Origin of the sequence: Actinoplanes regularis (assembly GCF_900188005.1) — a bacterium.
Classification (GTDB): Bacteria; Actinomycetota; Actinomycetes; order Mycobacteriales; family Micromonosporaceae; genus Actinoplanes; species Actinoplanes regularis.
Genome location: NZ_FZNR01000001.1, coordinates 105704 through 131258 on the forward strand (window position 1 = coordinate 105704; position 25555 = coordinate 131258).

Below are 25555 nucleotides of genomic sequence, written 5' to 3' on the forward strand. Positions count from 1 at the left end.
TAACCTGACCCGCCCGTCATGCGTCGTACCGAAGACGACACCCCCTGGCAGGAAGTAGTACCAGTGGATCCCGACATCGATCTTCGCGATCTGTACGCCGCCACGGCGGGCCGGCTCGTCGCGCAGCTGTACGGCATGACCGGCGACTTCGCCGAGGCACAGGACGCCGTGCAGGAGGCCTTCGCCCGCGTGGTCGCCAAACCCGACGGCGTGCGCAACGCGACCAACCCGGAGGCCTGGCTGTTCAAGGTCGCGTCGAACATCGCCCGGTCCCGGCACCGCCGGCGGACGCTCTTCAGCCGGATCGCCCGCTCCGGCCGGCTGGACAGCACCGACACCACACCCCCGCTCTCGCCCGACCACGTCGCCCTGGTCGCCGCGCTGCAGCGCCTGTCGCGTGCCGTCCGGGAGACCGTGGTGCTGCACCACATAGCCGACCTGCCGGTCGCCGAGGTCGCCACGGTCCTCGGCTGCAGCGTCGAAAACGTGAAAGTCCGCCTGCACCGGGGGCGCCGCGCGCTCGCCGAGTTCCTCCGCGACGCGGATATGGAGAACAGCCATGTCTGACCCGGACCGCACGATCGACTTCCGTGGCTTCGCCACCGCCGCCGCGGCCGCCGCCAAACCGGACTTCACCGACGTGCTCACCCGCTCCACCCGCTACCGGCGCCGCCGGAACCGGTTCGGCCTCATGTTCGTGGCTATCGTCGTGGCGCTGGGCAGCGGGACAGCGGTCGCGCTGACCGCCGACCACTCCGCGAAGCCGACCCCGACACCCACCCCGACCGTGGGCGCCTGGCACACCACACCCCCGCTGGACGGCGCGGGCCCGAAGCCACAGCCGAGCTACATCGAGGTCCAGCCCGGCTCCTACGACGTGGCCGAGCGGGACAAGACGCTGACCGGGTTGTACCCCGAGATGATGGCCGGCGACATCGACCACCTCTACCTGGAATACCAGAACTGCGCGGTCAAACCCTGCCGGCGGATGCTGGCCGTCACCGCCGACCGCGGGCGGACCTGGAACAAGCTGCCGCTGCCGGTCGACCCTGAACTGGGTCAAACCGGTCTGCGAACGGTCGACCACACGCTGGTGCTGGCGGCAGTGATGAAAAAGCGGGTGCCGGGAAAGAACAGCATCCTGGAAAGGTTTCCCGACCCGGTCTATTGGGTCAGCCTCGATGCCGGAACCACCTGGCGCCGGCCCGAGACCAAGACGGTCGACGCGCTGCCGACCGGCTGGCTGGTCACCGAGGAGAGCAACGGGCTGGCCGCCGTCGACCCGGCCACCGGAGACGTCGCGCGGCTGAAGCGCACCGGTGACATCTCCACCATGACGGTCCGGACCCCGACCGGCGCCGGGATCTGGAAGCTGACCTACGCGGCCGACGGCGTCGCCGCCCAGGTCAGCCAGGACGGCGGCCGGACCTGGGCGACCCGGCCGCTGCCCGGTCTGGTCAACCCGGACGGGAGCGTGGGAATGGACCGGAAAACGCTGCTCACCTCGGACGGCCGGACGTTCTACGTGACGAAGATGGACAAGGGCGTTCTGCACCTGCACGTCAGCGCCGACGCCGGCCTGACCTGGCAGCCCCGCCCGGATCTCGCCCTCGACGGCCCGTTGCTGTCCCTGCTGCCGATCGACGACCAGACCGTGCTCGTCGAGGGCCTGCACGGCACCTACCGAAGCACCGACCAGGCCCGGACGTTCACCCGGGTCGGGCCGTCGCTCGGCGGCCGGGGCCACGCCATCCCCGGCGGCTTCACCATTCCGACCAACAACAACGAGTACAGCGCCTGGGTCTCCCCCGACGGCGCCGAGTGGACGTACGTCAAACGTCCGCGGGTCCCCTGATCCCCGCGGAGCGGCTCGCCCTTCACGGGGAGGGCGAGCCGCTCACAGCGGCCCCGGCCGGGTGCGGCAGACTCAGGGCGTGCGGAAGATCTATGTGATCGGGATCGGCGCCGGCGACCCGGACCATCTGACCCTGCAGGCGGCCAAGGCGATCGGCCGGACCAACGTGTTCTTCCTGCTGGACAAGGGCGAGGCCAAGCAGAGCCTGATCGACCTGCGGGAGCGGATCATCCGGGCTTACTCGCACCCGCACAAGCGGATCGTCGAGGGCCGCGACCCGGACCGGGACCGCACGCCGGACGACTACACCGGGACGATCGCCGACTGGCGGACCCGGCGCTCGCAGGTGATCGAGGACCTGATCACCGAGCATCTCAGGGACGAGGAGACCGGGTCGATCCTGGTCTGGGGCGACCCGTCGCTGTACGACTCGACGATCGCCATCCTCGAGGAGATCCTCGAGCGGGGCGCGACCGCCTTCGAGTACGAGGTGATCCCCGGCATCAGCAGCGTCTCCGCCCTGGCCGCGAAGCACCGGATCGGCCTGAACCGGGTCGGGCAGCCGTTCCAGGTGACCACCGGCCGGCGGCTGGCCGAGGGCTGGCCGGAGGGCGTCGACGACGTCGTGGTGATGCTCGACGCCCAGCAGGCGTTCACCGGGCACCCGGACGCGGAGATCTACTGGGGCGCCTACGTCGGCACCGAGGACGAGTTGCTCGCCTCGGGCCGGGTCGCGGAGGTCGCCGAGGACATCGTCGCGACCCGTGCCGAGGCCCGCGAGCGGCACGGCTGGATCATGGACACCTACCTGCTGCGCCGCCGTACCGCGGATTAGTTCAGCAGCTCGATGACGATCGACTCGTCCGGGTTCCGGATGACGTCGATCGCGATGATCCGGTCGCCCGCCACCGTGAAGCAGAGCGCGAGCCGCTGCCCGTGCGGCTTCTGGACCAGGGCGCCGGCCACGCCGTCGATGGTCGCCGGCATCGCGGCCTGGGCCTTCCCGGTGAAGAACCGCGCCACCCATTCCGCCCCGCCACCGCTTCTCGGGCGGGGCTCGACGTCGTCCATCCGCACGACGACGTCCGGGTCGAGGAGCGTGAGCAGGCCCTCGAAGTCGCCGCCGCGGGACGCGCCGAGGAAGGCGTCGACGATCTCCCGCTGCCGGGCGGCGTCGGCCGCGCCGTGCGGCGAACCGCCCTGGACGCGGCGACGGGCCCGGCTGGCGAGCTGCCGGGCGGCCGCCGGGCTGCGCCCGACGACCACCGAGATCTCTTCGAACGACACTGCGAACAGGTCGTGCAGCACGAACGCGAGGCGTTCGGCCGGCGTCAGGGTCTCCAGTACGACCAGCAGCGCGGCGCCCAGCGAGTCGGCCAGCAGCGCGTCCCGCTCGGGATCGTCGAGCGCCTGGAGATCCGAGTCCGGTGGCGGCTCCTCCCGGCGGGCGGCCCGGGAGCGCAGCATGTCCAGGCAGACCCGGCCGATCACGGTGGTCAGCCAGGCGGGCAGGTTGTCGACCGTGTCGCCCCCGGTCCGGTTCAGCCGCAGCCAGGTCTCCTGCACCGCGTCGTCCGCCTCCGCCGCGGAGCCGAGCATCCGGTAGGCCACCCCGCGCAGCCGTCCCCGGTTCGCCTCGAACTCGGCGGCCAGCAGTTCGTCACCCATTTTCGCCCCTATTGTGAGCTAAGCCACTTCTGTCACATTCGCCGTGCGCGGCCCGTCACCCCTTCGACGGAGCAAGTCGAACGGATGTGACAGGAGAAGATCATGGAACCTCGCCTCACCAACCCCGCCGGGCTGCTGCCGGACGTCGGCCAGGCGGTCAACATCCTCTACAAGTCCGCCCACACGGCCGGCGTCCCGGGCAGCGTTCTGGAGCTCGTCCACCTGCGGGCCAGCCAGATCAACGGCTGTGGCCCGTGCGTCGACCACGGCGCCCGTGCGATGCGCAAGGCCGGCGAGACCGACGACCGGCTGTTCGCCGTTGCGGTCTGGCGGGAGACCCCGTACTTCACCGAGCCGGAGCGGGCCGCCCTCGCGCTCGCCGAGTACGCGACCCGGCTGGCCGACCGGCCGGACGCGGTGCCGGACGCGATCTGGGACGAGGCCGCGAAGCACTTCTCGGAGAAGGAGCTGGCGGCGATCGTGCTCTGGATCGCCACCACCAACTTCTTCAACCGGCTCAACGTGACCACCCGGCAGCAGGCTCCCGCGAACTACTGACCGTCCTCGAGGTCGCCCTCGGTCTCCAGGTAGAGCTGTTGGAGGGCGGCCAGGGTGTCCGGCTCCGGGGAGTCCCAGAGCTTGCGCTCGGCCGCCTCCAGCAGACGTTCGGTGATGCCGTGCAGCGCCCAGGGGTTGGAGCGCTTCATGAACTCCTGATTCTCCGCGTCCAGCGCGTAGACCGCGGCGAGCTGCTCGTACATCCAGTCGGTGACCACGCCGGCGGTCGCGTCGTACCCGAAGAGGTAGTCGACCGTGGCGGCCAGTTCGAAGGCGCCCTTGTAGCCGTGCCGCCGCATCGCGGCGATCCAGCGGGGGTTGACCACCCGGGCACGGAAGATCCGCGCGGTCTCCTCGGTCAGGCTGCGGGTCCGCGTCGCGTCCGGGTTGGTGGAATCGCCGATGTACGCGGCGGGCGCCTTCCCGGTGAGCGCGCGAACCGTGGCGATCATGCCGCCGTGGTACTGGAAGTAGTCGTCCGAGTCCGCGATGTCGTGCTCGCGGGTGTCGATGTTCTTGGCGGCGACGTCGATCCGCCGGTACGCGTTCTCCATGTCCCCGCGCGCCGGCACCCCGTCGAGGTCGCGCCCGTAGGCGAAGCCGCCCCACACCGCGTACACCTCGGCCAGGTCGGCGTCGTCCCGCCAGTTCCGGCTGTCGATCAGCGGCAGGATGCCGGCGCCGTACGCCCCCGGCCGGGAACCGAAGATCCGCATCGTGGCCCGCCGCCAGTCGCCGTGCCCGCCCGCGTCCCGCCGCGCGTGCTCGCGGACGTAGTTGTCCGGCTCGTCCAGCTCGGCGATCATCCGGAACGCGTCGTCGAGCATCGCGACCACGTGCGGGAAAGCGTCCCGGAAGAAGCCGGAGATGCGGACCGTCACGTCGATCCGGGGCCGGCCCAGCTCCGCGCGGGAGATCGGCTCCAGGCCGGTGACCCGGCGCGACGCCGGGTCCCAGATCGGGCGGACCCCGATCAGCGCCAGCACCTCGGCGATGTCGTCACCGGCGGTCCGCATCGCGCTGGTCCCCCAGGCGGAGAGGCCGACCGACCTGGGCCAGTCGCCGTAGTCCTGGCGGTAGCGCGCCAGCAGCGAGTCGGCCATCGCCTGGCCGGTCTCCCACGCCAGCGAGCTGGGGATCGCCTTCGGGTCGACCGAGTAGAAGTTACGGCCGGTGGGGAGCACGTTGATCAGGCCGCGCAGCGGGGAGCCGCTGGGCCCGGCCGGGACGTAGCCGCCGTCGAGCGCGTGCAGCACGTTCGTCAGCTCGTCGGTGGTCCGGCTCAGCCGCGGGACCACCTCGGTCGCGGCGAACGAGAGCACCCGCCGTACCGCCGAATCGGTTGACAAGGCTTCCGGGACGGAAGCCGGCCAGCCGGCTTCCTCCATCGCGGTGACCAGGGCGCGCGCCTCGGCCTCGATCTCATCGACCCGGGCGGCCGGCGCGTCCTCCTCGAGTCCGAGCGCCTCCCTGAGTCCCGGGAGCGCGGCCACCTCGCCCGCCCACATCTGCCGGGCCCGGAGCATCGCCAGGACCAGATTGATCCGGGCCTCGCCGGTCGGCGCCGAACCGAGCACGTGCAGCCCGTCCCGGATCTGCACATCCTTGACCTCGCACAGCCAGCCGTCGATGTGCATGATGAAGTCGTCGAACTGCTCGTCGTCCGGCCGGTGGGCCTGCCCCAGATCGTGGTCCATCCTCGCGGCCTGGATCAGCGTCCAGATCTGCGCCCGGATGGCCGGCAGCTTCGCCGGGTCCAGGGCCGCGATGTTGGCGTGCTCGTCGAGCAACTGCTCCAGGCGGGCGATGTCCCCATAGGACTCGGCCCGCGCCATCGGCGGGATCAGGTGGTCGACGAGGGTGGCGTGCGCCCGCCGCTTGGCCTGGGTCCCCTCCCCCGGGTCGTTGACCAGGAACGGATAGATCAGCGGCAGGTCACCGAGCGCCGCGTCGGTCCCGTCGGACGCGGACATGCCCACGTTCTTGCCGGGCAGCCACTCCAGGTTGCCGTGCTTGCCCACGTGCACCACGGCGTGCGCGCCGAACTCGTCGGCCAGCCACCGGTACGCGGCCAGGTAGTGATGGCTCGGCGGCAGGTCCGGGTCGTGGTAGATGGCGACCGGGTTCGCCCCGAAACCGCGCGGCGGCTGCACCATCACCACGATGTTCTCGTCCCGGAGCGCGGCCAGCACGATGTCACCGTCGTGGGTGTAGAGCTCGCCGGGCGGCGGTCCCCAGTGCCGCTCCACGCTCTCCCGGAAGTCCTCGGGAAGCGTGGCGAACCACTGCCGGTAGCGGGCGCCCGGGATCCGGACCGGGTTCCCGGCCAGCTGCTCCTCGGTCAGCCAGTCCGGGTCCTGCCCGCCGGCCGCGATGAGCGTGTGGATCAGCCCGTCCCCGTCGTAGGAGCCGAAGTCCCCGATCCGGTAGCCGCGCTCGGCGAGCGCCGCGAGCAGGGCGACGGTCGAGGCCGGCGTGTCCAGGCCGACCGCGTTGCCGATCCGGGAGTGCTTGGTCGGATAGGCGGAGAGCATCAGCGCGATCCGGCGATCCGCGGGCGGGACGTGCCGCAGCCGGGCGTGCGCGACCGCGATCCCGGCCACCCGGGAGGCCCGCTCCGGGTCCGCCACGTACACCGAGAGACCATCGGGGTCGATCTCCTTGAACGAGAACGGCACCGTGATGATCCGCCCGTCGAACTCCGGGATCGCCACCTGCGTCGCCGCGTCCAGCGGCGTCAGCCCGTCGTCGCTGGCCTCCCAGGCCGCCCGCGAGCTGGTCAGGCAGAGGCCCTGCAGGATCGGCACGTCCAGGTCGGCCAGCACGCCGACGTCCCAGGCCTCGTCGTCGCCGCCCGCGCCCGCCGTGGCCGGACGGGTGCCGCCGGCCGCGAGCACGGTCACCACCAGCGCGTCCGCCTTGCGGAGCTCGGCGAGCAACTCCGGCGGCGCGGTCCGCAGCGACGCCGTGAAGATCGGCAGCGGGCGGGCGCCCTTGGCCTCGATCGCTCGGCAGAGCGCCTCGACGAACGCGGTGTTCCCGGCCATGTGGTGGGCGCGGTAGTAGAGAACCGCGACGGTCGCCTCGCCCCCGGGGCCCGCCGGGCGCGGGAGGATGCCCCACTGCGGGCTCTCGACCGCCGGCGCGAAGCCGTTGCCGGTCAGCAGCACGGTGTCGGAGAGGAAGTCGTGCAGCGCGCTGAGATTCTCCGCGCCGCCCTGTGCGAGGTAGGTGTGCGCGTCCGCGGCGATGCCGGCCGGGACCGTGGAGAGCTTCATCAGGTCGGCGTCGGGCGCCATCTCGCCGCCCAGGACCACCACCGGGACGTCCCCGGCGAGCAGCGTGTCCAGCCCCTCCTGGAAGGCCCGACGGCCGCCGAGGATGCGGACCACGACCAGCTCGACCCCGTCGAGCAGGGCCGGCAGGTCGGCGACCCCGGTGCGGGCGGGGTTGCCCAGCCGCCACGCCGAGCCGCTGGCTCGGGCGCTGAGCAGGTCCGTGTCGGACGTCGACAGCAGCAGAAACACGCGCGCGCTCCCCCTCGGGGTCCGCGCCCCGGGTAGTAGAGATGAACGGCGACCGGAGTTCCTGGCTCCCGGGCTTGCTGCCCGGTGACAGTGGCGGGACCGCGCCGGATTCGCACCGGCTTCCTCCACGGCGTCGCCGCCGAAAATTCACTTGTTGCGCCACACGCTACTGGACGTGTCGAGGGCTCCCGATTGTGACGCTGCTGACCCGAGGATGCGGTTCCGTCGTCGGTCGCCCGTAGTATCCGGGCCGTGACCCCCCTCCGCCGGTCCGACACCGACGCCTGCCCTGGAGCGCTGCGGCTGCACGCCGCCGCCGACGGGTTGCTGGCGCGGGTCCGGCTGCCCGGCGGGCTGCTGACCGGTGCCGGGCTGCGGTCGCTGCGCGAGCTCGCCGAGTCCTTCGGGGACGGTCGCCTGGAGCTGACCTCGCGAGCGAATCTGCAGCTGAGGGCGGTCCAGGCGGAGCACGCGGCGGCCTTGGCGGCCGGCTTGCGCGCCGCCGGGCTGCTGCCGTCGGAGACCCATGATCCGGTACGGAACATCGCCGCCCCGCCGCTCGCCGACGATGAGGTACGTCGATTGGTCGGCGCCCTGGACACCGCGATCTGCGCCGATCCCGGGCTGGCCGCGTTGCCGGGAAAGTTCCTTTTCGCGATCGGCCCCGTGCCCCTCGCCGCGGATGTCGCCGCGCTGCCCCAGGACCGGGACGGGTCGTTCGCGCTCCGGTTCGGCGGTCAGGACACGGGGCTGCGGGTCGGCGCCACGGCGGTGATCGGCGCGTTGCTGGCGAGCGCGCACGCCTTCCTCGCCGAGCGGGAGGCGCAGCGGACCGGCGGGGCGGCCGCGTGGCGGCTGCGCGAGTTGACGGACGGGCCGGCGCGCGTCTCGGCCCGGGTCGCGCGGGCGCTCGGCGTCACGCCGGCGGCGGTACCGGCGGCGACGCCGGTCGAGGTCGTGGACCCGGCCGACCTGATCGGCGTGGTGACCGGAAACGGTCAGTTCGCGGCGGGGGCGCTCGTGCCGTTGGGGCGGCTCGAGGGCGTACCGGCGAGAGTTCTGGAGGACGCGGAGCGTCTGGTCGTCACGCCCTGGCGTGGCGTCCTGGTGGCCGGCCTCACCGCGGCCGCCGCAGCGACCTGGACCGACCGGATGGCCGCGGTGGGCCTGGTGGTGGCCGCGGGCTCACGCTGGACCGGGGTCAGCGCGTGCGCGGGACGTCCGGGCTGCGCGAAGTCGCTGGCCGACGTCCGCGCGGACGCGGACGCGGCGACGCGCTTCAGCGACGGCCTGCCGGTGCACTGGGTGGGCTGCGAGCGGGCGTGCGGGAGTCCGGCCGGCACGCACATCCGGGTCGAGGCGACCGGGTCGGGCTACACCGTCACTCGCCGGGGCGATGGGGCAGTGACCGAAAATGCACAGCCGGTTCCGGTGCCGGCGCTGGGTGACGTAGTGGTGGGGGCGAGGAGAACCTGATGGAGTACGAACGCGACGGCGCGGAGATCTACCGGCAGTCGTTCGCCACCATCCGGGCCGAGGCCGAGCTGGACGGGCTGCCCGAGGACGTCGCGCGCGTGGTGGTGCGGATGATCCACGCCTGCGGCATGGTCGATCTGGTGCGGGACGTGCGGTTCAGCCCGGGAGTGGCGACCGCGGCTCGCAAGGCGCTGCTCGGCGGCGCCCCGATCCTCTGCGACGCGCAGATGGTGGCCTCCGGGGTGACCCGCTCGCGGCTGCCCGCCGGCAACGAGGTGGTCTGCACGCTGCGGGACCCGGGCGTACCGGAGCTCGCCGCCCGGCTCGGGAACACCCGCAGCGCGGCGGCGATCCAGTTGTGGGGTGATCGCCTCGATGGCGCGGTCGTCGCGATCGGCAACGCGCCGACCGCCCTCTTCCGCCTCCTGGAACTGGTCGCCGCGGGTGCGCCGCGACCCGCCGCGGTGCTCGGCATCCCGGTCGGATTCATCGGGGCGGCCGAGTCCAAGGAGGCGCTGGCCGAATCCGGGCTGGAATATCTGATCGTGCGCGGGCGGCGGGGCGGCAGCGCGATGACCGCGGCCGCGGTGAACGCCCTGGCCTCGGAAACCGAGTGAAGCGGAACTGAAAACGATGACGAACGACGTGGTTCCCGGGCGGCTCTACGGTGTCGGGCTCGGGCCCGGCGACCCGGAGCTGGTCACGGTCAAGGCGGCCCGGCTGATCGAGGCGGCCGACGTGGTCGCCTATCACGCGGCGGGGCACGGGCGCAGCAACGCCCGCGCGATCGCCGCCGGCTATCTGCGGGACGGGCAGCTCGAGGAGGCCCTGATCTACCCGGTGACCACCGGGACCACCGACCACCCGGGCGGCTACCAGGGCGCGATCGACGAGTTCTACGAACAGGCCGCGGCCCGGCTCGCCGCGCACCTGGACGCCGGGCGGAACGTGGTGGTGCTGGCCGAGGGCGACCCGTTCTTCTACGGGTCGTACATGCACATGCACAAGCGGCTCGCACATCGCTACGAGACCACCGTCGTTCCCGGCGTGACCTCGGTCAGCGCCGCCGCGGCGGTGCTCGGGCGGCCGCTGATGGAACGCGACGAGGTGCTCACCGTGCTGCCCGGGACGCTGCCGCCGGACGAGCTGGCGCACCGGCTCGCGGCGACCGACTCGGCCGCCGTGATGAAGCTGGGCCGGACCTTCGACGGGGTGCGATCGGCCCTGGAGCGGGCCGGCCGGCTCGACGACGCGTTCTACGTGGAGCGGGCGACGATGGCCGCGGAGCGGGTCGGCCGGCTGAGCGAGGTGGATCCGGCGTCCGTGCCGTACTTCTCGATGGCTCTGCTGCCGAGCCCGGCGGCGACGGCGTTCATGACGGGGACCGCCGAGCCGCGAGCCGGCGGCGTGACCGTGGTCGGGCTCGGCCCCGGCGCCGGCGAGTGGCTGACCCCGGAGGCGAGAAGGGCGCTGGCCGAGGCGGACGACGTCGTCGGATATCAGACCTATGTGGATCGGGTGCCGATCGGTCCGCGGCAGCGCCGGCACGCCTCGGACAACCGGGTCGAGGCGGAGCGGGCCGCGTTCGCGCTGGACCTGGCGAAGCGGGGCCGCCGGGTCGCGGTGGTCTCCTCCGGTGATCCGGGCGTCTTCGCGATGGCCGCCGCCGTGCTGGAGGTGGCCGAGGACCCGCAGTGGAAGGACGTCCCGGTGCGGATCGTGCCGGGCCTGACCGCGGCGCAGGCGGTGGCGAGCCGGGTGGGCGCACCGCTGGGGCACGACTTCTGCGTCGTGTCGCTCTCCGACCGGCTCAAGCCGTGGCCGGTGATCGAGACCCGGCTGGCCGGCGCGGCCGCCGCGGACCTGGTCATCGCGATCTACAACCCGGCCTCGAAGACCCGCAGGGAGCAATTGGTCCGCGCCCGGGAACTGCTGCTGGAGCACCGCGCGGCGAGCACGCCGGTGGTCGTCGGGCGGGACGTCGGTGGCCCGGAGGAGTCGGTGCGGGTCACCACGCTGGGTGAGCTCGATCCGGCGACGGTCGACATGCGGTGCCTGCTGATCGTCGGATCGTCCCAGACCAAGGCCGTGACCAGGGGAAACGGCGACGCGTTCGTCTTTACCCCGCGGCACTATCCGGGCTGAGGGCGCTCCACGCTCCCGAATTGCAACGAAGGGCAACCGCACTGACCTGCTACCGACGTCCGTCGCGCCGAACTGAAGGGGGACACCGAACAGCAACCTTGTGGAGGACTCCTAGACATGGGCTTCGCCGGTCGACGCGCAACCATCCTGGTCTCTTCACTCCTCTGCTCGGTTCTCCTCTCGCCCGTTGTCGCGACCGCCGCGGTGCGGACCGCCCCGACGACGGCGAAGAAGAAGGCCGCCGCGGTGCACGTGGCCCCGGTGCCGGCCAAGAAGAAGACCGTCAGCACGGGGAAGGCGGCGGCCAAGAAGACGGTCGCCAAGGCCCCGGCCAAGAAGGTTGTCAAGGCCCCGGCCAAGAAGGTTGTCAAGGCCCCGGCCAAGAAGGTTGTCAAGGCCCCGGCCAAGAAGGTTGTCAAGGCCCCGGTGAAGAAGGTCGTCAAGGCGGCGCCGAAGAAGGTCGTCAAGGCACCGGTGAAGAAGGTCGTCCGCGCCACCGCGGTGAAGACGACCTCCGTGCCGACCCGGGCGAGCCGCCTGGCCCTGGTGAAGACCGCCAAGTCGATCAACTACTACCCCTCGGACGCCGGCTGGTCGGCGATGTGGACCAACTTCAACGCCGCGAAGATCGAGGCGGACCTGACCAAGGCGAAGGCCCTGGGCGCCGACAACGTCCGGGTGATCGTCTTCCCGACCTCGTTCGGCTTCCCGAAGCCGAAGGCCGACTACACGGCGAACCTGGCCAAGTTCATCAGCATCGCGGACGCCAGGGGCATGACCGTCCGGCTGACCCTCTTCGACTGGTGGGCGGGGTACTACGACACGGCCGGCAGTGTGGCGTGGGCCAAGTCGCTGCTCACGCCGTACGCGAACGACCGGCGGGTGCTCTCGGTCGAGGTGCAGAACGAGTTCGACGCGACCAACACGCAGGCCGTCGCCTGGGCCAAGAAGGTGATTCCCGGCCTGCGGGCGGCCGTGCCGACGATGCCGCTGACCCTGTCGGTCTCCGGCACGGCCGGGATCGCCGGGCTGAGCCAAATTCGCACCGCCTTTGCCGCCACTCCGCTGGACTACCTGGACTTCCACTTCTACGGCAACTCCGAGCGGGCGCTCACGGAGATCCGCAAGGCGCAGGCGGCGGCCGGTTCCCTCCCCATCGTCATCGGCGAGACCGGGCTGAGCACGGCTGGCGCCGACAGCGAGGGTGACCAGGCCGCGTTCCTGGCCCGGGTGTTCGCGGCGGCCCGGGCCGCCAAGGTCGGCTCGGTGTCCCCGTGGACCCTCTACGACTTCAGCAACGGTGCGATCCCGTCGAACTCGGCGGTCTCCAAGATCCCCGCGCAGTACAAGTTCGGCCTGTACCGGGCGGACGGCTCGGCGAAGCCGGCGGTGAACGTGGTGAAGGCGTACTGGGCCGGTCAGGCGCTCAGCAACAACGTGCTCGACCTGGGCTTCGAGGTGAGTAACGGCAACTCGCCGTGGAGGCCGTACCTCTCCGAGCGGGGTTCCGCCGTGCGTGTCACCGGCAACGCCCGCACCGGCACCGGGTCGGTGTCGTTCTCCGACACCCGCCGGAACGGCACCGACCTGCCGTCGCTGCGGATCGCTCCGATCACTCCGGTTCAGCCGGGTGCGAAGTGGCACGCCGAGGCCTGGGCCAAAGGCAAGAACGTGACCGGCACCAACCAGATCGCGCTGAGCTGGTTCGACGCGAACAACAAGTGGCTGGGCCAGGCCCAGTCGAAGCAGGTGGCCGCCGGCACCACCGGCTGGATCCGGTTGACCGTGGACGCGACCGCCCCGGCCGGTGCCGCCAGCGTGCAGCTTCACCTCAAGTCGGGCGACAACAAGGGCACCGTCTGGTTCGACGATGTAGTGCTTTCCTGACCGATTCCGATCCGCGTGCCGCCGGCCGATCAGGCCGGCGGCATTGCGCTGTCAATGGCCGATCAGGCCGGCGGCACCGCACTGTCAATGGCCGATCGGTCAGATCCGGATCGGTGTAACGGTCTCGCACCCGAGCGAGACCCGGGTCTGCACTTCTCGCTCGACAACATTTCCCTCACGTTGCTCGGCATCCTCCAGAGGCCGGGCACCTAACGAGGGAGACGCACTTGATGTTCGGTTCCGACGCCAAGCGCATGGCTGTCCGTTTCACGGCTGTCGCGAGCGCCGCCACCGCCTCGCTGTACGGTTTCGCCGCTCCGGCCTCGGCCGCTCTGGCCGCTCCGGCGGTCGGGACGATCCAGAACGCCGGCGTCCCGGACGCCATCCCGAACAGCTACATCATCGTGCTCAAGGACGGCGCCGAGGCCGTCGCCGCCGCCGCGTCGAACCTGGCCTCCCAGTACGGCGGCAAGGTCCTCGACAACTACGAGGCCACGGTGCGCGGATTCCACGCCCGGATGTCCGAGACCGAGGCGTCCCGCCTCGCCGCCGACCCGGCCGTCAAGTATGTCGAGCAGGACGCCATGATCGGCGTGGCGGCCGGCCAGCGCAACGCCTGGTTCCCGGGCCAGAACCTCATCGGGTGGAAGCCCGGCCAGCGTTACAACCCGTGGAACCCTGGCCAGCCCTACAACCCGCAGAACCCGCAGAACCCGGGCCAGCCGTACAACCCGCAGTACCCGAACCAGCCGTACAACCCGCAGAACCCGAACCAGCCGTACAACCCGCAGAACCCGAACCAGCCGTACAACCCGCAGAACCCGAACCAGCCGTACAACCCGCAGAACCCGAACCAGCCCTACAACCCACAGAACCCGGGCCCGAACGACGGGTACACCCCGGCGCCGGACCGTAACGACACCCCCGCGCCGGACCGCAACGACACTCCGGTGACGGCGAACGGCGTCACCGCCTACGTCCTCGACACCGGCATCAACACCGCGCACAGCGACTTCGGCGGCCGGGCGACCAGCGGCTACGACTTCGTCGACAGGGACCAGGACGCGAACGACTGCAACGGGCACGGCACCCACGTGGCCGGCACCGTCGGCGGCGCCACCTACGGCGTGGCCAAGGACGCCAAGCTGGTCGGCGTCAAGGTCCTCGGCTGCAACGGCTCCGGTTCCTTCTCCGACTTCATCGCCGGCGTCGACTGGGTGACCGAGCACGCTCAGCTGCCCGCCGTGGCCAACATGAGCATCGGCGGCCCGCGGAGCAAGGCCCTCGACGACGCGGTCGACCGGTCGATCGCGCGTGGCGTCACGTACGTCATCGCGGCCGGCAACGACAGCAAGGACGCCTGCCAGGTCTCGCCGGCCGACACCGCCAACGCGATCACGGTCGGTGCCGTGGACAGCAACGACCAGCGGGCCTCGTTCTCGAACTACGGCTCCTGCCTCGACCTGTTCGCCCCGGGCGTCAACATCACCTCCGCGTCCAACACGTCGAACACCGGCACCAAGGTGATGAGCGGCACCTCGATGGCCAGCCCGCACGTCGCCGGCGCCGCCGCCCTGGTTCTGCGCGCCCACCCGGACTGGACCCCGCAGCAGGTCCGTGACGACCTGGTCGCGCACGCCGGCTCGAACCGGATCAGCGACCCCGGTGCGGGCTCGCCCAACCGGACCCTCGACACCGGCTACCTCAGCGGCGCCGGGCTCCGCTGACCCTGATTACGGCACACCCGCCGCGCGACGCGTCCTGCGTCGCGCGGCGTCGTGCTGTCCGTGCCCGGTCCCACCTCGCTCCGGGCGACGACAGGGACGCGGCCCGGTCTCATCTCGCTCCGGGTGTCGACAGGGACGTTGTCTGACCGATTCCGATCCGCTCGAACAGGCGCGCGTAGGCCTCGGCCGTCCGCTCCCAGGACGACGGATCCGCGTGCCGCCGGCCGGTCAGGGCGGCGGCTTCGCCGATTCTCGCGGCGAGTTCCGCCGGATCGCCCGGCGCGACGAAGACGGTTCCCGAGTACGGTCCGGCCGCCTCGACCAGCCCGCCCACCGAGGTGACCACCACGGGCAGGCCGTGGCTCATCGCGATGTGCAGCGGCCCGCTGGCCGAACTGCGCCGGTACGGCAGCACCACCGCGTCGGCCGCCGCGAAGTACGCGTTCACCTCGCTGTCCGGCACGTACCGGTTGACGAAGGTGATGCGCTCACGGGCGGGCGACGCCTCGATGCGGGCGGCTGGCAGCGTCCATCCCTCCCAGGTCTCGCCGACCACGGTCAGGTGGTACTCCGGTCCGAGCGTCCCGAACGCCTCGATCAGGTCCTCCAGCCCCTTGTACGGCCGGATCGTCCCGAAGTACAACAGCCGGCACACCCCGTCCGGCCCCGGCACCCGCTCGCTGCGGGCGGCGTGGTGGTCGAACGGCCCGTGCAACGCGATCTCGGACGGCACCGCGCCCAGGTCGTACGCCGAAGCGAGCACGTCCCGGTCGAAGGCCGAGTGCACGACCACCCCCGCGGTCCGGTTCAGCAGCGGCCGGATCGCCCCGCGCACGTACCGCGCCGCCCATCGCCGCCGCAGTTCCCCGGTGTCCTGCACCTCGTGGAACTCCAGCACCACCCGGATCCCGAGCCGCCGCGCGGCCACCGCCAGCGCCAGGTACGAGTGCAGCACCGCCCCGGTCCACCACTGCAACACCAGCACGTCCGGCCGCCGCGCCCGAAGGAACGCGATCGCCCGCGCCAGGCTGGGCACCCCCCACCAGTCCACACCGTCGAAGACCGGCAGGCCCTCGGCGTAGCGGAGGTCGCTGAGCGGCTGCCCGACCCGGTCCCGCCCGGGGTAGAGGCGGGACGGCAGCAGCCGTCGCATCAGGATGGCGCTCACGTCGTAGCGCTCGTGCAGCGCGTTGCTCAGGCGGCAGGTGTAGTAGCTGATCCCGGAGAGGAAATGCCACCCCGATCCGACCACCACGATCCGCGGCCGCCCCGGGCCCCGGTCAGCAGGCTGCGATGCAGGCACGGTAGACCTCCTCGATCCGCGGGACGACACGGGCCGCGGTGAACTCCAGTCCGCGCTGCCGGCCCCCGGCACGCAGCCGGGCGGCGAGTTCGTCGTCGGTGAGCACCCGCAGCAGCGCGGCGTGCAGCGCGTCCACGTCACCGGGCGGCACCAGCAGGCCGCTCTCGCCGTCCCGGACGACATCGGTGAGCCCGCCGGCGGCCGAGGCGACCAGTGGCGCGCCGGCCAGCATCGCCTCGACCGCGACCTGGCCCATCCCCTCGTTGAGCGACGGCACCGCCCCGGCGGCGGCGCCCCGCCAGGCCGCCATCACCTGAGGGTGCGGCACGTCGTGACGGATCAGCGTGCCGGGCGGGGGCGCCGGGGTGTCGTCGCGACGGGTGCCGAGGCAGACCAGGGCCGGCACCGGACGTGACCCGGTCCAGCCGGCGACCAGTTTCCGGTACGCGTCGAACAGCACGCCGATGCCCTTGTGCGGGCCGAGCGCGCCGACGAAGAGCAGGTAGTCGCCGTCGGGCAGCCAGTCCGGCCGGGGGGTGTCCCGGGCCAGCCGGTCCAGGCCGTCGGGGACCAGGCTGGAAAGCACCTGGATCGGCAGGGCTCCGGGCAGGTTGGCCTTTCCCAGGGCCTGTGCCACGGAGGTGGAGATCGCGGTGAGCGCGTCGATGCCACGATGCCGGTGCGCGTGCAGACCGGCGGTGAGCAGCAGCGAGCGGGGGCCGCCGTACTGGGCGGAGGCGCAGCTGACACAGCGGGGCAGGCTGGGTCCGGAACACTGCCGGCCGTTGCGAGCGAAGATCTTGCGAACGCAGGTCAGCCCGAAGTCGTGCGCGGTGTGCACGTGCGGCCGGCCGATGCGGGACCGGCGCAGCGGCAGGTAGCTGTACATCAGCCAGTCGTGGCTGTGCACCACGTCGTAGTGCTCGGCGCGGAGCAGCCGGGCGATCGCCGCGGCAGTCAGCGGGTCGGGTGCGGTCGGGTGGAAGGGCTTGCCCGGATCCGAGTTCAGTCTCGGGAGCACGGTGTTCGCGACGCTGCGGACCCGGTGGACGCGGACCCCGTTGATCGTCTCGTCCCGGGCCCGTGACGCGGGTGTCGCCAGGGTGAGCACGGTGACCTCGTGCCCGCGCCGGACCAGCTCCTCGCTGCTGGTCGCGATGCTGCGCTCCAGGCCACCGATGACCGGGGTGTACAGGTTGGACAGCTGGAGGATTCTCATGTCATCGGTGCCTTCTCGCCGGCGGTCAGGGACAGTGCGACCGCGCCGACCAGCAGCGCGGCGACGGCCTGGCCGGCCAGCCAGGCGATGCCCGCGCCGGTCACCCCGGCACCGGGCAGCAGCAGCCAGGTCAGGCCCAGGCAGGTGACGGCGCGCGCCAGGTTGAGCCGGCGGCAGAGCTGGAACTCGCCCCGCGATCGCCAGTGCGCCACGGCCAGGTTGGTGATCGCGTCCGGGATCGCGGCCAGCACCAGGATCTGCAGCAGCTGTCCGCCCTCGGCGGCATACCCGGCGCTGAACATGGCGAGGATCCGGTCGCCGGCGGCCAGCAGCAGCGCGGCCGGCACGCCGACCATCGAGAGCACCACGAGGGCGGCGCGGCGCAGTCCGGCCCGGGCGGCGTTGGTGCGTTCGGCGTAGAGCGCCGAGGCGACCGCCGGGGAGACCATGAACAGCATCGACGCGGTCATCCAGGCCAGGTAGAAGTGGGCGTTGGCGCCTGGGCCGAGCCGTGCGGTGACCAGCACCGGCAGCAGCGCGGCCGGGCCGGCCTGGGTCAGGTTGATCAGGTGATGGCCGGTCAGCGCGACCCGCAGGTGCGGCAGTTCGGCGCCGAGTCCGGTGAGGCGCAGCCGGACGCCGGGCCGCAGCCGGCCCAGCCCGGCACCGATGGTCACGGCGCTGACCAGCAGCGTCGGCAGGGTCCAGGAGAGCACGACGGCGCCGGCGGAGTGCGCCCCCGCGGCGAGGATCGCGACGAGCGCGAGGATCTTCCCCGCGGCCAGACCGACGTTGCGTACGAACATCCCGTGCCCGGCGCGGTGCGCGACGTACACGTTGTCGAGCAGCGTGGTGGCGGTGATCGCGGTCGCCGCGCAGATCAGCGCGGCGGCTCCGTCCGGGCGTTCCAGGAAGCCGAAGTTCGCCGCGGCCATCGGGACCAGCACCGCCCCGGCGGCCGCGGCGGCCGCGGTGGCCGCACAGCCGTAGAACAGGCCGCCGCCGACGATCCGGGACCAGAGGTCCGGGGCGGCTCCGGGCAGCCGCTGGATGAACATGTGCCCGGCACCCAGATTGGCGATCATGCTGAGCGCGGTCGCCGCCGAGATCAGCGCGGTGGCCGTGCCGACCTGTGGCTGCGCGACCGTGCGGGCGGCGAGCATCCAGTACAGGTAGCCGAGGCCGCCGTTGACCACAGTGGTCGCCATGATCAGCAGGCTGTTGCGGGCCAGCGAGTCGCTCATCACCCGCCGGCTCGTGGTGATCAGCACGCGCCCCGCCCCCGTGCCCGCGGTCCCTGGCGCGCCGCGGATCGCACGTAGAAGACCGTGCTCGCGGCGCCAACGCTGACGCCGACCGCACGCACGCAGCCGTCCGGAGGTGGTGCCGGAACACGGACGGTGAGCCCGTAGACCATGCCGGGCCGCACGGTCTCCCGGCGGCTCGCGATCACCGCGCCGTCGACCCGCAGTCGCAGCAACTGGCTGCTGACCGGCAGGCCGGAGCTGGTGACCCGGACCGGAACGGACACGCCGCGGGCCGGAACGGTGAGCGGATGGGCGATGCCGGCGGCCCAGCCGTCCAGCGCGACGGTCAGGTAGCCGGGCAGGGCCGGGTGCGGGCCACGCTCCACCGCACGGACCGCGAGAGTACCCACCAGCAGGGACAGGACGACCGGGACGAGAACCGCGGCGACGGTACGGACCGAGCCTTGCGCCCGGCTCTCCGCGCGACCCGGCGCCGCCCCGGCGAGACGCTGAGCCGGGACGCCGGGTTCGTCGTAGCGCTCTCCCCAACCGTCGCGTCGGCCGCGGTGGATCCGCAACAGGCCGGCCACGCCGAGCAGGGTGGCCAGCAGGGCCACCCCGGCGATCAGTGGGACCGGCGCGACCGGCACGCCGAACGGGTGCAGCAGCAGCGCTACCGCCGGCAGGGTGAGCAGCCCGGCCAGCACGACCAGGCCGGCCCGGGCGGGGCGGACACCGGACTCGGCGGGGCTGCCGGTCAGCACGCGAACCCAGAGCGTGCCGACCGCCAGCAGAGCCGACAGGCAGGCCGGCAGCAGCACCGGCCACGGCAGTGCGGCGGCCGGCAACAGGACCGAGAGGCTCGCGTACGCGACCACGAGCGGCCGGAAGATCGTTTTCATCGCGTCCTCACCCGGACGTCGTGCCGGGCCGGCTTGACCGGATCGGCCGGGCGGACCGGGATCCTCAGGGAGTCGAAGTCGAAGCGGTAGATCGCCAGGTTCGGGCCGTCATAGATCTTGATCAGCCAGGGCATGACGTCGAACTTGGTGAGCTGCGCCCGGTCGAAGGCCGGCACCCCGTCGTGGCGGAGCGGCTCGTTCGTCTCGAAGTAGATGTTGATGTCCGGCACCTGCTCGGCCATCCGCCGGTCCACCACGAGGAACTCGAACCGCCACGCGCGCAGCTGGGCGAGCAACTGGGGCGAGATCGGCCGGCCGGGGCGGGCGCGGTAGAGGTCGTACGCCGGAAAGGTCGCCGACCCGGTGGTCGGGTGCTGCTCGCCGTACGAGCCAAGAATCAGGCCGGAGTAGCGGTCGGCGACCAGCCGGATCCCGCGCCCCTGGGTCTTCAGCAGCCAGTGCGCGGCGGCCTGCACCTCCGGCGTTGCCGCCCGGGTGTCCGAGCCGTAGACCGGCGGCCCCGGGAACCGGTACGACGGGTTCATCCCCGCCGCGTTGTTGCCGACCAGCAGCAGCGCGCAGGCCGCGGCGAGGCCCGCGCCGGTGAGCACCGTTCCGGTCTCGGTCGGCCTCGCGGGCAGCCGGCGGGTGCCGTCCAGCAACGCCACGACCACCGGCGCGACCACGACCGCCAGGCCCAGGTAGCTGAATGCCCAGGAGCGGCGGGCGCCCTCGGCCCCGGCCGGGGTGAGGATCAGCATGGTGGCCGGGAAGTACAGCGCGCCGATCAGCAGCATCCCGGTGGTGCCGGCGTGGGTGACCGGCTCGTCGGTGTGCCGGCGGCGCCACCACAGGATTGTCGCGGCGACCATCGCGAGCAGCGCGACGCCCGGGGCGAGGTATGCCGAGGTCTGCTCCCACCAGGGCAGGACCGACTTGCTGAACAGCTCCCGGCCGCCGTCGTCGCCGCCGGCCAGCCCACCGAACTGGTCCAGTGCCCGCCCCAGATACGGATCGAGATAGCTGCCGGTGTGCGGGGCGACCAGCCCCAGCCAGACGGCCACGATCAGCGCGGTGCCCGAGGTGAGGGCCCACGCGGTCCGGGCCGGGGTGGTCAGTTCCAGGACGACGACCGAGTGGATCGTGAAGACCAGCGCGAACAGGCCGAGCGCGCCGGTCAGCCAGAGCGCGGTGAGATGGTGGGTGGCCGTGATCGCGGCGGCCAGCAGCAGGGTGGACGCGGACCACCCGACGCGCGCCGGCACGGTGGTGGCCCGGATCGCGCCCAGCGCCGCGACGAGCGCCCAGACCAGGGCGCAGATGGCGAGCGACTCGTAGCCGAGCTGGGTGTCGAAGAAGAGGAACGAGCTGTTCAAGCTGTAGAGGATGACGGCGGCCGCGGTGATCCGCGGGTCCGGCCGCAGCTGACCGGCGAGCACCCCGACGCCGACGGTGAGCAGGATGTGCGCGGTGCTGAGCACCAGCAGCGCGGCCTGCCAGATGCTCAGCCCGGTGATGGCGGCCATCGCCGCGACGCAGGCGTGCAGACCGGGAAAGTCGCCGATCACCCGGACGATCGAGTTCGCCTCGAAGAGCCGGCCGTCGACCAGGATGCTGTGGCTCTGGCCCCAGTGGGCGTACTCGTCGTGGTAGAGCGGGCCGCTCGGATGGCGCAGCAGCTTCGGCAGGTAGGTGAAGGCGCCGTAGCCGATCAGCACGGCCAGCCGGAGCCGGGACGAGGTATGGCGGCGCACCGCCCAGTAGGCCGCCGGCAGGGTGAACAGCAGCATCCCGGCCCAGAACCAGCCGAACTGCCCGGGCTGACCCCACTCGGCCCGCCGGTACGCGATCACGATCGCCGCTGTCCCGGCCGCCCCGGTGACGGTCAGGGTGACCGCGCACCGGACGGCTTCGACCCGTCGTGAGCGGGGGTCGCCGAACCGTGACCCGGTGAATCCCGGTACCGGCCGGGTGGTTACCGCGCTCACCGGCCTCCCGCTCCCGTGACCGTGCCCGGCGCCGGCATCCCGGTGATCGCCGAGTACACCTCGCGGGTCGCCGTGACCACGTCGTCCCAGGTGGGCAGTGGTGCCGCGGTGGCCGACCGGCCGGCCGCGGCGGCGGCGCGCAGCGCGTCGGCCAGGGCCGACTCGTCCTCCGGGTCGACCAGCCGTACCCAGGCCGAGCCGCCCGCCATCGCGGCCAGTTCCCGGTGGGCCGGGATCGGCGCGGCGACGGTGGGGATGCCGGCCGCGAGGGCGTCGGCCATCGTCATCCCGAACGCCTCGTGCGTCGAGGCGGAGACCGCCACGGATGCCCTGGCCAGGCACCCGGCGAACGCGGCGTCGTCGATCCGGCCGTGGAAGACCACCCGGCCGGCCACCCCGAGACGGCCGGCGAGTTGCTTGAGCGAGGAGGCCGCCGGTCCGTCGCCGACCACGTCGAGCCGGTACGCCGGGCCGAGCGACGCCACCGCCCGGATCACCCGGTCCACCCGCTTGTAGTGCTCGAGCCGGCCGACGCAGAGGATGCCGCGTACGCCGGATCGTTTCCCGGGCACGACCGGGCGCGGGTCGGTCCCGTTCGGAATGATCACCACCCGGCCCGCGGTCTCGGGGAAGTCCTGCAGCACCAGGTCGCGCTCGGCGCCGGTGACGCAGACGATCCGGCCGGCCCGGCTCATGATCCGTCGCCCGAGCGGCCGGTAGACCGGGTGCAACGCGGCGCGCACCCGGGTGTGTCCGGTTCCGTGGTAGTGCGGGGTGAAGACCAGCGGGGTCCGGTGCCGGCCGCGCGTGGCGCCCAGCGACACCAGCGCGTGATAGCTGTGCGTGTGCAGAATGTCGTACTCCTCGGCGTGCTCGCGCACCCAGCGCCAGAGTGGCAGGGAGATTCGGTAGTCGCGGGCCGGAACGGTCAGCGGGAAGCGCCGGACCAGCACGCCGTCCACGGTCTCGGTGGACCGGACGGCGTGCTGGGTGAGCACCTCGACGTCGTCGCCGGCGGCGGCCAGCCCGGCGCAGAGCCGCCGCACGTGCGTTTCGACTCCGCCGATGTCGGGGTGGTAGGCGTTCGAGACAACGCCGATCCTCATCGTGTGGACCGTCCGGCGACCTGCCGGGACGCGCGCCGGCGGCCGCGCGGCCATTCCCGGGCGATGGTGCGCAGCACCCGGATGCCGTCGGTGAACGCGTTCAGGTTGCTCACCCCGTGGATCCGGTCGTGCTCGAAGCTGGGTACCTCCTCGATGGCCAGCCGGGCCCGGGCCGCGCGCAGGTTGAGCAGGGTCTCGATCTCGAAGCCGTCGCCCCAGAGCCGCCCGTCCGCACCGGGCGGCGCCGGTGACGTGCTGTCCAGGTCGAACACCTCGAGGTGGCAGGCCCAGAACGCGTTGTAGCCGTAGCAGAGGTCGCTGTACCTCGTTCCGAAGAGGACGTTGACCAGGAGGCTGAGCATCCTGTTCCCGGCCCGTCGCAGCCGGGTGATGTCCGCGCTGCCGCCGCCCGCGCGGAACCGCGAGCCCTTGGCGAAGTCGGCCCCCTCGCGCAGCGCCGCGACGAAGCTGGGGATCTCGCCCGGGTCGGTCGACCCGTCGGCGTCGATCATCACGATGATGTCGCCGGTGCAGGCGGCGAAGCCACAGGCCAGGGCGTTGCCCTTGCCCCGGCGGTTCTGGGTGACGACCCGGATGTCCGGGCGCAGTTGTCTGGCGACCGCCACGGTGTCGTCGGTGGAGCCCCCGTCGACCAGGATCAACTCGTCCACCTGGGGCAGCCGGGCGAAGACGTGCGGCAGGTTTCGGGCCTCGTTGAGCGCCGGCACGACGACGCTCACGATCGGTTCGGGTTCGGGTTCCGGTCGGACCGGCGGCTCGACGACGGCCTGTCCGGTGCCGGTCTCGGTCTCGGTGGGGTGCACACGGTCGACCGTGGGCATGGATTTGTCTCCGATCGGCAGGGTGGAGGCGGCCACTGCGGGCCGGGCGCATGGGTGCACATCGCGAAAGCCGGCGGCACGGCGCCGGCCCGGGAGGGTCCGCCGGCGCCGCGTCGGCGGCGCCGGCAGGCCGTCACGCCTTCGGCGCGTCGACCGTCCAGTCGTAGACGTCCTGACGGGAGACCAGTTCACCGGTGGAGCCGGTGAAGCCGACCCAGCCCTCCTGCGCACCTGTCGTCTGAGCCACGTCGACGCTCTCGTCGAGCATCAACTTCTCGGCCGCGCGCGGGTACAGCCCGCGAACGTAGACCCGCAGCCGATGCTCCTCGGCGTTGTAGCTGATCCGGGCCACGAACGGCTTGCCGAAGAGCGGGATGGACGGGGTCGCGGTCGCGAGGTGCCGATCCGGGTTTCCGTTGAGGATCACCGCCAGGTGGTTGCTGTTCGGGTCGTCGGTGTTCTGGTACGTGTCGAACGCGACCGCCACGCTCTTCGCGATGCCGCGGAGCCCGAGCCCGCCGCCCCAGCCACCGAGCGCGCGCGGCCCTTCGCCCTGGAACAGGAACGCGATGCCGTCCGCCCCGTCCTTGCTCGAGTGCAGGTACACCTTGAACGACGTCTCGAACGAGCGGTTCAATCCGACGCGTTCGGTGGACCAGGCCGAACCCATCTGCTGGAAGCCGGCGGAGGTGAGCTGGATGAGCCGTCGCCCGGTGTTCCAGGTGATCAGCGAGGCGGTGCCGTTGAGGGCCAGGTTGCGCCCGCCGGCGTCGGTGATCGGGTGGCTCTGGCGCTGAGCGCTGGGCGCGGCGGCCGCGCTCGCGGGATGCACCGAGGCGAGCATCGACAACACGGCGGTGGCCAGCAGGCCGCCCCGTGCCAACCTTGAGGTACGGGAAAGATGCACGACATGCTCCATTTCAGTCGATTTGCCCGACTTAGACCTGGCTTAAGTTAGGGCAGTCTCCGGAGCCGCGTGACCGAGTTGTGGTTATTTCTTCCCTTCGAGCCGATCCCGGACCCACTGATGGAAGCCCGCGATGTGGTGTTCGCTCGGAACCAGCACTCCGCCGTCCGCATACGCCCGCGACGACATTCCCGGCTGGCAGCGCTCGCAGGCGTCGAAATCCTGCCTGTTCACCCGATCGAAGAGTTCCACCGACGGGTCCAGATCGGCGCCCCCGGCCACCACGTCCGGCCGGAACAGCCAGTCACACTCGACCACCGTGTGGTCGGCGGCGAGCGGGTACATCCGGTGCAGGATCGCGTGGTCCGGCACCAGATTGACGAAGACCTGCGGGCGGATGGTGATCGCGAAGTAGCGGCGGCCCTGCTCCGGGGCGAGCGTCTCAATGGCGGCCTGACCGGCGCCACCGTCCACCGTGAAGCCCGCGACGTCCGGCCCGAACTCGGCGCCGTGGCCGACGTAGTACTGGGCGGCGTATCCCCCGGCGAACTCCGGGAGCACATGCACCAGCTCCGGGTGAATCGTCGAGCAGTGGTAGCACTCCATGAAGTTCTCGATGATCAGTTTCCAGTTCGCCCGCACGTCGTAGCGGATCCGGCGACCCAGGCTCAGCTCGGGCAGACGATAGCGCTCGATCGAGGCCAGATCGCCGAGACGCTCGACGCAGGCGCCCATGACGTCGTCCTCGAACGAGGGCGGCTCGGCCGCGAGGCACACCCAGACGTAGCCGAGCCATTCGCGGACGTGCACCTTCCTCAGGCCGTACTCGACGCGGTCGACGTCCGGCATCCTGACCAGGTTGGGGGCGGCGACCAGCGTGCCGTCCAGGTCGTACGCCCAGGCGTGGTAGACGCAGCGGAAGGTGCGCTTGACCGAGCCCGACTCCTCGGCGCACAGTTGCGCGCCCCGGTGCCGGCAGACGTTCAGGAACGCCCGGGCCGCGCCGTCCCGCCCCCGGGTGACCAGCACGCTCTCCCGCCCGACGGTGACCGTGCGGAACCTTCCCGGCTCGGCGACGTCGGAGCCCCGGACGGCGCAGAACCACATCCGCTCGAAGATCGCCTCCTGCTCGGCAGCGAAGATCAACGGGTCGGTGTAGTAGCGGCCGGGGAGGGTGGGCAGCAGCGACGAGGTCATG

The 25555-nt window shown here is 72.0% G+C and carries 20 protein-coding genes and 1 riboswitch; of the genes, 9 read left to right on the forward strand and 11 right to left on the reverse strand.

The window, feature by feature from the left end; genetic code table 11:
• Positions 1–18: 18 nt before the first annotated feature.
• From CHC09_RS00465 to cobF, 3 genes are all read left to right on the forward strand, one after another.
• Entirely contained in the window at positions 19–567 is a 549-nt protein-coding gene (locus CHC09_RS00465) for an RNA polymerase sigma factor (protein WP_089290936.1), read from the forward strand.
• Positions 560–1855 (forward strand): sialidase family protein, encoded by a 1296-nt coding sequence (locus tag CHC09_RS00470; protein ID WP_089290937.1) that lies wholly within the window; start codon positions 560–562, stop codon positions 1853–1855. Before CHC09_RS00465 ends, CHC09_RS00470 begins: the two co-directional genes overlap by 8 nt.
• Before the next feature lie 79 nt (positions 1856–1934).
• Complete coding sequence (gene cobF / locus CHC09_RS00475; RefSeq protein WP_179276900.1) at positions 1935–2690, forward strand: precorrin-6A synthase (deacetylating); 756 nt, start codon at positions 1935–1937, stop codon at positions 2688–2690.
• Here the strand turns inward: cobF and CHC09_RS00480 are convergent.
• On the reverse strand, positions 2687–3523 hold the full coding sequence (locus CHC09_RS00480) for a sigma-70 family RNA polymerase sigma factor (protein ID WP_089290939.1): 837 nt from the start codon (positions 3521–3523) through the stop codon (positions 2687–2689). The two genes, cobF and CHC09_RS00480, sit on opposite strands and share 4 nt — an antisense overlap.
• A 102-nt stretch (positions 3524–3625) precedes the next feature.
• Between CHC09_RS00480 and CHC09_RS00485 the strand changes: the two genes are divergently transcribed.
• Positions 3626–4081, forward strand: a complete 456-nt coding sequence (locus tag CHC09_RS00485; protein ID WP_089290940.1) for a carboxymuconolactone decarboxylase family protein — start codon at positions 3626–3628, stop codon at positions 4079–4081.
• Here the strand turns inward: CHC09_RS00485 and cobN are convergent.
• On the reverse strand, positions 4075–7608 hold the full coding sequence (gene cobN, locus CHC09_RS00490) for a cobaltochelatase subunit CobN (protein WP_089290941.1): 3534 nt from the start codon (positions 7606–7608) through the stop codon (positions 4075–4077). The genes CHC09_RS00485 and cobN overlap by 7 nt on opposite strands.
• A gap of 33 nt (positions 7609–7641) precedes the next feature.
• Positions 7642–7764: riboswitch (cobalamin riboswitch) on the reverse strand.
• A gap of 96 nt (positions 7765–7860) precedes the next feature.
• On the opposite strand from cobN, the gene CHC09_RS00495 reads away from it, so the two are divergent.
• The 5 genes from CHC09_RS00495 to CHC09_RS47050 all read left to right on the forward strand — a co-directional run bounded on the left by CHC09_RS00495 (position 7861) and on the right by CHC09_RS47050 (position 14843).
• Complete coding sequence (locus CHC09_RS00495; protein WP_089290942.1) at positions 7861–9084, forward strand: precorrin-3B synthase; 1224 nt, start codon at positions 7861–7863, stop codon at positions 9082–9084.
• Positions 9084–9701, forward strand: coding sequence for a precorrin-8X methylmutase (locus tag CHC09_RS00500; RefSeq protein ID WP_089290943.1), 618 nt, complete (start codon positions 9084–9086; stop codon positions 9699–9701). The genes CHC09_RS00495 and CHC09_RS00500 overlap by 1 nt, the downstream gene beginning before the upstream one ends.
• A gap of 16 nt (positions 9702–9717) precedes the next feature.
• Positions 9718–11229, forward strand: a complete 1512-nt coding sequence (locus CHC09_RS00505) for a precorrin-2 C(20)-methyltransferase (RefSeq protein WP_089290944.1) — start codon at positions 9718–9720, stop codon at positions 11227–11229.
• A gap of 117 nt (positions 11230–11346) precedes the next feature.
• Complete coding sequence (locus CHC09_RS00510; RefSeq protein WP_089290945.1) at positions 11347–13116, forward strand: glycoside hydrolase 5 family protein; 1770 nt, start codon at positions 11347–11349, stop codon at positions 13114–13116.
• Positions 13117–13346: 230 nt separating this feature from the next.
• Positions 13347–14843: a S8 family peptidase gene (locus tag CHC09_RS47050; protein WP_244911586.1), complete on the forward strand. Its 1497-nt coding sequence runs from the start codon at positions 13347–13349 to the stop codon at positions 14841–14843.
• A 109-nt stretch (positions 14844–14952) separates the two neighbouring features.
• On the opposite strand, the gene CHC09_RS00535 is transcribed toward CHC09_RS47050, so the two are convergent.
• The 9 genes from CHC09_RS00535 to CHC09_RS00575 all read right to left on the reverse strand — a co-directional run bounded on the left by CHC09_RS00535 (position 14953) and on the right by CHC09_RS00575 (position 25554).
• Positions 14953–16146: a glycosyltransferase gene (locus tag CHC09_RS00535; RefSeq protein WP_239138118.1), complete on the reverse strand. Its 1194-nt coding sequence runs from the start codon at positions 16144–16146 to the stop codon at positions 14953–14955.
• Entirely contained in the window at positions 16124–17365 is a 1242-nt protein-coding gene (locus tag CHC09_RS00540) for a glycosyltransferase family 4 protein (protein ID WP_089290947.1), read from the reverse strand. Before CHC09_RS00540 ends, CHC09_RS00535 begins: the two co-directional genes overlap by 23 nt.
• Positions 17362–18636: a lipopolysaccharide biosynthesis protein gene (locus CHC09_RS00545; protein ID WP_089290948.1), complete on the reverse strand. Its 1275-nt coding sequence runs from the start codon at positions 18634–18636 to the stop codon at positions 17362–17364. The genes CHC09_RS00540 and CHC09_RS00545 overlap by 4 nt, the downstream gene beginning before the upstream one ends.
• Entirely contained in the window at positions 18630–19514 is an 885-nt protein-coding gene (locus tag CHC09_RS00550) for a hypothetical protein (RefSeq protein WP_089290949.1), read from the reverse strand. The genes CHC09_RS00545 and CHC09_RS00550 overlap by 7 nt, the downstream gene beginning before the upstream one ends.
• The gene (locus CHC09_RS00555) at positions 19511–21502 is read right to left on the reverse strand and encodes a hypothetical protein (protein ID WP_239138117.1); all 1992 of its coding nucleotides are present in this window, start codon (positions 21500–21502) and stop codon (positions 19511–19513) included. The genes CHC09_RS00550 and CHC09_RS00555 overlap by 4 nt, the downstream gene beginning before the upstream one ends.
• Positions 21499–22608, reverse strand: coding sequence for a glycosyltransferase family 4 protein (locus tag CHC09_RS00560; RefSeq protein WP_089291773.1), 1110 nt, complete (start codon positions 22606–22608; stop codon positions 21499–21501). The genes CHC09_RS00555 and CHC09_RS00560 overlap by 4 nt, the downstream gene beginning before the upstream one ends.
• The gene (locus CHC09_RS00565) at positions 22605–23450 is read right to left on the reverse strand and encodes a glycosyltransferase family 2 protein (protein WP_089291774.1); all 846 of its coding nucleotides are present in this window, start codon (positions 23448–23450) and stop codon (positions 22605–22607) included. The genes CHC09_RS00560 and CHC09_RS00565 overlap by 4 nt, the downstream gene beginning before the upstream one ends.
• 133 nt (positions 23451–23583) lie before the next feature.
• Positions 23584–24357 (reverse strand): L-type lectin-domain containing protein, encoded by a 774-nt coding sequence (locus CHC09_RS00570; RefSeq protein WP_089291775.1) that lies wholly within the window; start codon positions 24355–24357, stop codon positions 23584–23586.
• Between the two features lie 84 nt (positions 24358–24441).
• The gene (locus CHC09_RS00575) at positions 24442–25554 is read right to left on the reverse strand and encodes an aromatic ring-hydroxylating oxygenase subunit alpha (RefSeq protein ID WP_089290950.1); all 1113 of its coding nucleotides are present in this window, start codon (positions 25552–25554) and stop codon (positions 24442–24444) included.
• Position 25555: the final 1 nt, after the last annotated feature.

Excerpts from the sequence above, each read along its gene's own strand:
- CHC09_RS00540 (WP_089290947.1), bottom strand. The coding sequence starts at position 17,365 with ATGAGAATCCTCCAGCTGTCCAACCTGTACACCCCGGTCATCGGTGGC.
- CHC09_RS00550 (WP_089290949.1), bottom strand. The coding sequence starts at position 19,514 with ATGAAAACGATCTTCCGGCCGCTCGTGGTCGCGTACGCGAGCCTCTCG.
- CHC09_RS00480 (WP_089290939.1), bottom strand. The coding sequence starts at position 3,523 with ATGGGTGACGAACTGCTGGCCGCCGAGTTCGAGGCGAACCGGGGACGG.
- CHC09_RS00510 (WP_089290945.1), top strand. The coding sequence starts at position 11,347 with ATGGGCTTCGCCGGTCGACGCGCAACCATCCTGGTCTCTTCACTCCTC.
- CHC09_RS00505 (WP_089290944.1), top strand. The coding sequence starts at position 9,718 with ATGACGAACGACGTGGTTCCCGGGCGGCTCTACGGTGTCGGGCTCGGG.
- CHC09_RS00470 (WP_089290937.1), top strand. The coding sequence starts at position 560 with ATGTCTGACCCGGACCGCACGATCGACTTCCGTGGCTTCGCCACCGCC.
- CHC09_RS00565 (WP_089291774.1), bottom strand. The coding sequence starts at position 23,450 with ATGCCCACGGTCGACCGTGTGCACCCCACCGAGACCGAGACCGGCACC.
- CHC09_RS00575 (WP_089290950.1), bottom strand. The coding sequence starts at position 25,554 with ATGACCTCGTCGCTGCTGCCCACCCTCCCCGGCCGCTACTACACCGAC.
- CHC09_RS00465 (WP_089290936.1), top strand. The coding sequence starts at position 19 with ATGCGTCGTACCGAAGACGACACCCCCTGGCAGGAAGTAGTACCAGTG.
- CHC09_RS00500 (WP_089290943.1), top strand. The coding sequence starts at position 9,084 with ATGGAGTACGAACGCGACGGCGCGGAGATCTACCGGCAGTCGTTCGCC.
- CHC09_RS00485 (WP_089290940.1), top strand. The coding sequence starts at position 3,626 with ATGGAACCTCGCCTCACCAACCCCGCCGGGCTGCTGCCGGACGTCGGC.
- CHC09_RS47050 (WP_244911586.1), top strand. The coding sequence starts at position 13,347 with ATGTTCGGTTCCGACGCCAAGCGCATGGCTGTCCGTTTCACGGCTGTC.
- CHC09_RS00560 (WP_089291773.1), bottom strand. The coding sequence starts at position 22,608 with ATGAGGATCGGCGTTGTCTCGAACGCCTACCACCCCGACATCGGCGGA.